Raw genomic sequence first — 9604 nt, forward strand, 5'->3', positions numbered from 1 at the left:
TGATGGTTATTAGTGGAAGGTTGTTCCACTTTCTGCTTGTCATAAATTTACTTTAGGAACATGCAGAAATGGGCGCAACCTTACACTTAGAACCCATCCAGCGAAAATTTCACTAGTCCTGTGGAAGATAAATGTGTCTGATTTCGGTAAGTTTTGCATAAGTATAATTCTTGCATTGTGTATCTATAGTATATTTCTTAATTTTTAATTTAATTTTATATGATTAAAACTTTTAATGGTTCTTTTGTATTCATACATTCTCTTATCAGCAATTTTTAACAATTCTTTAAATCCCTTTCCTTGCTGTGGGAAATTAACCATACCATAGCTATAACTACAAACAATTTTATTTTCTTCATATATTATTGGAGTATTTCTGAATTCTTCACATAACCACTCTAATTTTTCAGTTAATGTTTGAATTGTTTCATTAGTGAATACTCCTACAAATTCATCTCCACCAAATCTCCCTAATATATCAAAATCTCCAAGTAATTTTATTAATTCCCTTGAAAAAGTTCTGATTAATTCATCACCAACATGATGTCCATAATTATCATTTGTAAATTTTAATTCATTTAAATCAAATACCACTAGCACACATTCTTTGTTTTCTTCATTCTCAATTAAATTGCGAATTAATTGGTCAAAATAACTTCTATTATATACATTAGTTAACTTATCATATCTAGATAAATATATAGTCTGTTCGTAAAGTTTATGCTTAGCTATTGCTATAGATACCTGAGCTCGCATATATTCCATTAATTCTAATTCTGTTTCCTTAAAGAAGTTTCTGCATGTGCTATCTATATTTAAAAAACCATAAAGTTCACCCTCTATGATGATTGGAGCACTTATAGCAGATTTTATCATTGCTCCATCCTCAGTATCCAGTATCTCCCTACCTTCTATTTTGTGTATATCATTAATAATAACTGTTTTGTCTATATCCTCTCCTCCACTAAAATGACCGAAATGATCTTCAAGCTTAACTGAAAATCCTTCAGCTTCTTCTAAATTATACCCTTTTGAAACAGCTATTCTTAAGTTATTATTTTCATCTAAAAGTAAAATAGATCCACAACTTTTTTCATCAATACAATTTATAACTCCATTTAAGATTAATTGAAGTAAATCATTAATATTAGAAGTTTCATTAATTGAATATCCTATGTTCAACATAGTTTCCTTTAACTTTGATAATTTATTTATTAAATCGAGATTATCAGATAATTCTTTTCTCTGAAGTTCAATTTCAGTAACATCATTTAAAATTAAAATTCGTCCAATTATTTCATTAGCATTTCCATATATATTATTAATGTTAAGCTTATAATACTTTAAGGCTTCATCATTTTCTATACGTACTAAACAATCTTCGCTAGATCCATTATTTAATACATTCAATATTTCTCTATAATTCATTAATATTTCATAAACCTTTTTATCTCCAGGTTCTATATCCCTTAATTCTAAAATAATTTCTTTGGATGAATTATTGAAATTAATTATGTTATCTTCATAATCTAATATTATAACTCCATCTGACATATTATAAAATACTTTCTCTAACGCTATTGGTGTTAACTTTAATAATTTAAATTTGAATATAGCAAAACTTGAAATCATACCTGAAACTGAAAATGCAAGTGGACATAAATCTATATTAAATTGCAACAGATGTAATAAATAAAAGATATCAGAAATCCAAGGGATTATCCAAGCTAATATTAAAAAAAGTATCTGCTTTCTTATAATTGAAACAACTTTAAAATAAGTTACTATAAAAATTACCAAACCAATTGACATTGACATATATGTATAAACAATATTCACCCAATACCAAGGCCCTTTTACCAGCTCCACAATAGGAAAAAGGCCATCATTATTCATATATACTTCTTTGTAAAATAGATGATGAAAATCATTTGTATAAACCATTATTAATATTATAATTGGTATAACATATAATAATCTTAAAATATATTTATTAATTTTATCCTTATATCCTAGAAATTGAAGCACAAACAATAACCAAACTGCAGGCAAAAACGCTATACCAAGGTATTCAATTTTAACAAAAAACATTACCCATTCTAAGCTTGTACAAAGGATTTCAATTCCATATCCAAATGAATATATAATGATAGGTACCAAAGATAAAGTTACATATCTTTTATCTCTCTTCCATGCATAGTTTCCTATATAAATCAGCACACATGCCGATATTAATAACAATAAACATAAAAAGAAGTTCAAGTTCAACAATCTCACCTCATGTAGCTATTATAACACATGATTGTAAATATGAAACAATAAGTGTATAAGCATCCACTTAAAAAAATTCCTTCCAAAACATAACTAAAGCAAAATGAGTATCTTAAGATAATTAAAAATCATTTTAAGATACTCATTTTCATAAATACTATCAAGCCCTATTCCATTTTCCCAAAAGAAATATAATATTATACATTCCTTAATATAATTTTATCAAAGTATTCTAACAAAATTCTAACAAATCACGCCAAAATAATAATAATCCAAAATACTTCTTAATTTTTATGATATCTTACAAACTTTTAATAGAATTCTTTTTAAATATTTATTTAGTCTCTCTAGATTTCTTTCTATTAATCAATCTTAACAGTGTCAAAAAAGCTCCAATTAAACTTATTACTCCTGCTGCTATATATACTGCGCGCATTCCATATACAAAGGCATCATTTCTCCCTGGTACATAATCTGTAACGCGATATCCAATTACATAGCTCATCATACTATATAAAAGTGTTGTAGCCAAAGCTATCCCGCATACCATTCCTATATTTCTCACAAGTGCATTTATACTACCCGCAATACCAAGCTTGTCTTTTGGCACTGTTGACATTATTAAAGAATTATTAGGTGGTTGGAATAATCCCATCCCCATTGACATAACTGCAATAAATATTATCATAGTTAGAAAGGATGAATCCACATTAAAAGTAGACATTAGGAATAATCCCAAACTAACAAGCATTAATCCTATGAATGTTAAAACTTCTGACCCAATTTTATCTGATAAAGCTCCACTTGCAGGTGATGCTACAATTAAAATTAAAGGATTAACCATAAGTATTAAACCAGCATTCTGTGGCGAATAATTCATTACATCTTGAAGATAAAAAGGCAAAATAATGTTATTACAAAATATTGCTATAAAAGTTATGAATGCACAAAATATACTTAAGGAGAATAATTTATTACTGAAAATTTCTAATTGTAGCAATGGATTTTCTTTTTTCTTTTCTACAATAATAAATAGGATAAATGAAATAATTGCAACAGTAAAACCTAATAAAATTATTGAATTTGTGAAACCAAGGGATAAACCCTCTTCTAATGATAAGAAAAGTGGAACTACTGTAAGCATAAATAATGCTGCCCCAACTCCATCAAGCTTTCCTTGAATTCTTTTCTTATCTTTTGGTAATAATTTTCGAGCAAAAAACAATGCTATTATTCCAATTGGTACATTTATTAAAAATATAAATTCCCAACTAAATGCTCCAACTATAAAACCTCCAATCCCTGGTCCAACTAAAGAACCTAAAGCTACAGAAGTCCCTAAAAACCCTAAGGCTTTACCTCTTTCATTTTGAGGAAAAGTTTCAGTAATAATTCCTTGATTATTAGCCATAGTACCAGCAGCTCCTATAGCTTGTACAACTCTTGCTATAATCAAAATAGGAAAGGAATTTGTTATTCCACAAAATAAAGACCCTAAAGTAAATAATCCAACTCCAAATTTAAACATTTTTGATTTTCCAAACATATCACCTAGTTTTCCAAAAATTAATACCGTACCAGCAATGATTATTAAATAACTTGTTACCACCAATTGAATACTTGCAGTTGTGACATTTAAAGCAGTTGCCATTTTAGGCAATGCAACATTTACAATACTCCCATCTAAAGTTGACATAAAGGTTGACATTAAAACTATAAACAATATTGTCCATCTACTTGTACTTTTTCCTTCTATTAATTCATTTTCTGCAAATTTTTTTTCATTTATATTTATATTCATTATTATTCCTCCACTTAAAATAGTAGTAAACTTCATATAAAATGCGCTACACTTCTTCCCTTAACTTCTGTGTTCTATCTAAAATCTTCTTTAAGGATTCTGTAGTTGTAAACTTCTCTTCTTCTGTTAAATCTTCTGTTACTATATCAACTACTGCTCTAATATCTTTGCGAATTTTTGGTATAAGCTCCTTAGCTTTTTCTGTCAAATATAAGTTATATGCTCTTCCATCTTTTTCATCTTGTTTCTTATATACAAATTCTAACTCAATAAGTTTTGTAATGGTTCTAGCTGACATTGCCTTATCATTTCCTATTTCTTTACTTAATTTATTTTGAGTAATCCCCTCATTTTTTTCTAAATTAAATATATATGGAAGTGATCCACTACTTAAATTGTAATTTTTCAAGACTTTATCTAAAAAGATTTGTGTATTTCTAAAAATCTTACTATTTAGCGCTATAAAATGAATAGATTCTTTTTCCACCTTTTCTCCTCCTATTAGTTGACTAATCAACTATATTATATTCATTTAAGGTTGACTAGTCAACCTTTTCTTGATAACTTTAAAACTTCTTTATTTCTTAAATTACCCAGTTTTCTTAAGTTAAATAATTGTCTGTAAAATAGAAAGAGGCTATCTATAAAATCTAGATAACCTCAAATCTATTACTTAATAATTTTAAATTCATATCCTTGTTTCTTTAAATATTCAATTATACCTGGCAAAGCTTTTGCCGTTTCTTCTTTTCCATATGTATCATGCATTAAAATTACAGCTTTTTCTCTATTTCCTATAGTTTTTATAGCTTCCTCTGTTAATGCAGCTGCATTTTTGTGTCCAGCTTCTGCATCACCGGATAATGCATTCCAATCTATTTGATGCCAATCTTTATCGTGTAATGCTTTATCAACAGCATCTGCTCCTTGAGGATCTTTTTTAGCCCAAGTTATTTGTCCACCTGGAAAACGAATAGCTCTAGTTGAAAAATCCTGACCTAAAACATTTTTTAATGTTTTATCTGTCTTTTCAAAATCAGACATACAATTTTCTAAGTTTATTTTTCCATTTGGAAACAAATAATTATAATCATGTGAATAAGAATGTATTCCAATTGAATTTCCTTCTGCTATTTCTCTCTTCACTAAGTTTTTACTTACATCATTTTTATCTACATATTTTCCTATAAGAAAAAATGTTGCATTTACATTTTCAGATTTAAGTATGTCTAATATTTGAGGCGTAACTGTTTCTGATGGGCCGTCATCAAAGGTTAAATATGCAACCTTTTTGCCATCAGCTCCAGTGGGCTTTTGCCCTTTAACTTGTTGCTCTATATACTTTTCTAAGTATGCAGCATTTTCAACATTAGTATCACTTTCTTTATCTACAGAGCTATTAGTTTCCTCTTTATCTTGAGTATTTTCTTTAGAATCTTTATTTTGTTCCGAATCAATAGCTTGGACTGTTTTCACATTTAAAGAGAATTTATGAGCTGCAAATGCACTCACTAAAATCAGAACTAATATAACTGAAAGAAATAATATAACTCTTTTCATTTTCTTTGCATCTTTCCTTTTATCTTTATTGTTACTATGGTTTAATCTCATTATTCTACCTCGTATTTATTTCAATTTACTAAAAGAAAACTTTGGTTGTATTTCCTATTACATTTGATGCTTAAATTGACTATTATATAGATCTGTATAAATTCCACCTTTGTTTACAAGCTCATCATGATTTCCTCTTTCTTCAATTCTACCATTTTTCATAACAAGTATTACATCTGCATCTCGAATAGTTGAAAGTCTATGAGCTATAACAAAACTTGTACGTCCCTTCATCATAGAAAGGAAAGCATTTTGTATTTTTAGTTCAGTTCTTGTATCGACATTACTTGTTGCTTCATCTAATATAAGCATTGGCGGGTCTATGAGCATTACTCTAGCTATAGTTAAAAGCTGCTTTTGACCTTCTGAAAGATTTCCTCCAGATTCTGTTATCATAGTATCATAACCATCTGGAAGTCTTTTTATAAAACTATGTATAAAGGCTGCTTTAGCTGCATTTTCAACTTCTTCTAAAGACGCATTTGGTTTACCATAGGCTATATTATCTCTTATAGTCCCTTCAAATAGCCAAGTATCTTGAAGCACCATACCAAACTGACTTCTAAGATTATTTCTTGTTAAGTCATTAACACTCTTACCATCTACAGTAATTCTACCTTTGTCCAAATCATAAAATCTCATAAGCAAGTTTACCATTGTGGTTTTACCCGCTCCAGTTGGTCCTACGATTGCTATTGTACTTCCTTTTTTTATATCTACACTAAAATCCTCTATAAGTGATACTTTTTTATCATAAGAAAATGACACATTTTCAAATTTTACATTTCCTTCGCAACTTTCTATTTTTTCAGCATTATCAGAATCTGCTTTTTCAGGCACTTCATCTATAATAGAAAATATTCTTTCACAAGATGCAATAGCTGCTTGAAGCTGAGTAGCTACACTTGTAATATTGTTTATAGGTTGTGAAAATTGAGTTGAATAAGTTAAAAAACTTGAAATAACACCAACACTTAATCCACTTAAGACTGAAAGTATTCCCCCAACAAGACCAACTAAAATATATGTGATATTATTTACAAATCTTGTTGCTGGATTTGTAAGGGATGAATAAAATTGCGCAAGTTGACCACACTTATAAAGTCTTGCATTGATTCCAGAAAAATTTTCTTCTGCTCTTTCTTCATAGCCAAATAGTCTTACTACCTTTTGATTTCCTACTATTTCTTCTATATAGCCATTTAATTCTCCCAAAGTTTTTTGCTGTTCTTTAAACATTTTGTTTGATCTCTTAGTAATAAAAGAAGCTATAAGAAAACATAATGGTGTCATTAATACTATGACTATAGTTAATTTAAAACTTAAGCTTAACATTAAAACAAGTGAACTTATTATTGTTATAATACCTGGATAAAATTGCGTAATTCCTTGAAATAAACCATCTGAAACATTATCCATGTCATTTGTTAGCCTACTTATAATATCCCCATGTGGATTTTTATCAAAATACTTTAATGGAAGAATACTTATCTTACCTAATGCCTCATTTCTAAGATCCTTTACTGTGTTATACGCTACAATGTTAGCAACTATAGTAAATAACCATGTAAATAGTGCACTTATAACATAAATCACACCAAGGGTTATAATTGTTCTTATTAATCCATCAAAATCTACTTCACCTTTAGTTACTATATGATCAATAGCTTTTCCAACTATCAATGGCATAAATGTAATAAGTACATTACTTATTAAAGCAAATATCAATGATGCAAACATGTATCCTTTATATTTTGAAACATAACCAATCAATCTAGAAAATGTACTTTTCTTCATTTACATAGCCTCCTTTGTAATTTGAGAACTACATATCTCTTTATATACGTCTGACTCTTTAAGCAATTCTTCATGAGTTCCAACACCTGCTAAATTTCCATCGTCTAGAACTATTATTAAATCAGCATCTTTTATTGTACTGATTCTTTGAGTAACCATAATTACAGTCATGTCTTCTGTATTTTCTCTAAGTGCTTTTCTAAGTGCCGCATCAGTTGCATAATCTAATGCACTTAAACTGTCATCCATTATTAATATTTCAGGCTTCTTTACTAAAGCTCTTGCTATAGTAACTCTTTGTTTTTGTCCACCAGAAAAATTAACTCCTCCTTGGGAAATGTGTGTTTCATACTTCTCAGGCATTTTCTCCACAAAATCTGCAGCCATCCCAATTTCAGCAGCTTTTTTAACTTCACTCATATCTGCTGTTTCATTTCCCCATCTTATATTTTCTGCTACTGTTCCTGAAAATAAAATTGCTTTTTGTGGAACTAGGCCTACATTTTCATCTAGTTCTTTTTTGTAGTAATCTCTTACGTTAACTCCATTAATTAAAATACTACCTTTAGTTGTATCATATAACCTTGGAATCAAATTAACTAAAGTAGTTTTTCCAGATCCTGTACCACCTATTATTCCAACCGTTTGACCTCTTTTTATTTCAAAAGAAATATTACTTATAGCATCTTCTTTAGATCCTTTATAGGCAAAAGATACATTGTCAAATTTAAGTACTGGAATAGCTTCATCAGTAACTTTATTAAATTCACTGCTTCCTTGATATTTAATACTTGAATCAGTATTAAATATTTCATTTACACGTGCTGCACTAGCTGCTGCTTTAGTAAAGGTAACTATAAGATTTGCCAATACTATAAGTGCAGATAAAACCATGTTTATGTAATTTATATAAGCTATAACTTTTCCTGTTGTCATTCCACCTATGTTTACCCTTATTCCTCCAAACCAAATTACAGCCATAAGTGCAAAATTCATTATTATACTTGTAACTGGATTCATAAGGGCAGATATTTTCCCTACTTTAATTGCAGTACTTGCAAGCTCTTCATTTGATTCTTTAAATCTAACTTTTTCACCTTCAACTCTAGAGAAAGCTCTTATAACCCTTACTCCAGATAAATTTTCTCTTAATATAAGAGCTAGCTTATCTAGTTTCTTTTGAACTACTTTATATAGTGGAAGAGACTTATTCATAATAAGATATATTGCAAAAGCAAAGAATGGTATTGATAAATACATTATTAATGATAATTTAATATCAAGATACATTGCCATTACTATTCCACCAATACAAAGAAAAGGAACTCTTATAGCAAGTCTTATAACCATAGCTAGTCCAAGTTGAAGTTGATTAACATCATTTGTAACACGATTAATAAGTGATGGTGTTCCAAAAGCATCAATTTCATTGTAGGAAAAAGTTCCTATCTTTTTAAACATCTCATTTCTAAGAATTGTTCCAAAGCCTTGTGATGCAAAGGAAGAGAAATATTGACATGTAAAAGAAGACAGTACTCCTAAGATTGCCATCAAAAGCATTATTAATCCTATCTCAAATATGTAGTTAATATTTTTTGTTCCTATACCTTTATCAGTTATAAGAATCATTATTGTAGGTATAGATATTTCAAAAACCGCCTCAAGCAGTTTAAATATTGGTCCTAAAATAACTTGCTTTTTATAAGGTTTTACGAATTTCAATAAATTATTCAAGGGTTTTCCTCCATTCTTTAATATATTCTTGAATATTTTTCAACTTTCCTTTATCATTATATCAAAAAGATATCCATATAAAAAATACATAATATATATGTGTATCATACAATTTATATATATATCGCAAAAAGAATCATTCAAGATATAGATATCCAAATTAATAATTCAACTTATAAATGTATTATTGAGAAATTATAATCGTAACACTACACTAGAAATAAGATACATTTTTCTGGAAGCAGGCATGTGAAATTGAGCTGATGATGGTTGTTAAGCAGATAAGTGAAAGTCCAAATCTATGATTTGGTTTCTTTAACTTAGTTAACTCATTCATGAGTTAACCTCCTTTAAAAAACTGATTTGGTGTGAATCGCTTACTCAGCGAAC

The 9604-nt window shown here is 28.8% G+C and carries 6 protein-coding genes; all 6 read right to left on the reverse strand.

Features of this window, described 5'->3' with window-relative positions; all coding sequences use genetic code 11:
- Positions 1-204: 204 nt before the first annotated feature.
- Positions 205-2277: a histidine kinase N-terminal 7TM domain-containing protein gene (locus L3B98_RS28620; RefSeq protein WP_343073714.1), complete on the reverse strand. Its 2073-nt coding sequence runs from the start codon at positions 2275-2277 to the stop codon at positions 205-207.
- Positions 2278-2605: 328 nt separating this feature from the next.
- On the reverse strand, positions 2606-4072 hold the full coding sequence (locus tag L3B98_RS28625) for an MFS transporter (protein ID WP_238919194.1): 1467 nt from the start codon (positions 4070-4072) through the stop codon (positions 2606-2608).
- 46 nt (positions 4073-4118) lie between these two features.
- Positions 4119-4559 (reverse strand): MarR family winged helix-turn-helix transcriptional regulator, encoded by a 441-nt coding sequence (locus tag L3B98_RS28630; protein WP_015393989.1) that lies wholly within the window; start codon positions 4557-4559, stop codon positions 4119-4121.
- A gap of 182 nt (positions 4560-4741) precedes the next feature.
- Positions 4742-5683: a polysaccharide deacetylase family protein gene (locus L3B98_RS28635; RefSeq protein ID WP_238919195.1), complete on the reverse strand. Its 942-nt coding sequence runs from the start codon at positions 5681-5683 to the stop codon at positions 4742-4744.
- A 57-nt stretch (positions 5684-5740) separates the two neighbouring features.
- Positions 5741-7480 carry an ABC transporter ATP-binding protein gene (locus tag L3B98_RS28640; protein WP_238919196.1) on the reverse strand — a complete coding sequence of 580 codons (1740 nt, stop codon included), beginning with the start codon at positions 7478-7480 and terminating at the stop codon, positions 5741-5743.
- A complete protein-coding gene (locus tag L3B98_RS28645) occupies positions 7481-9214 on the reverse strand; it encodes an ABC transporter ATP-binding protein (RefSeq protein WP_238919197.1) in 1734 nt (577 codons plus the stop codon).
- Positions 9215-9604 lie beyond the last annotated feature (390 nt).

It is taken from the genome of Clostridium sp. YIM B02555, assembly GCF_022320955.1.
GTDB classification, from domain to species: domain Bacteria; phylum Bacillota; class Clostridia; order Clostridiales; family Clostridiaceae; genus Clostridium; species Clostridium saccharoperbutylacetonicum.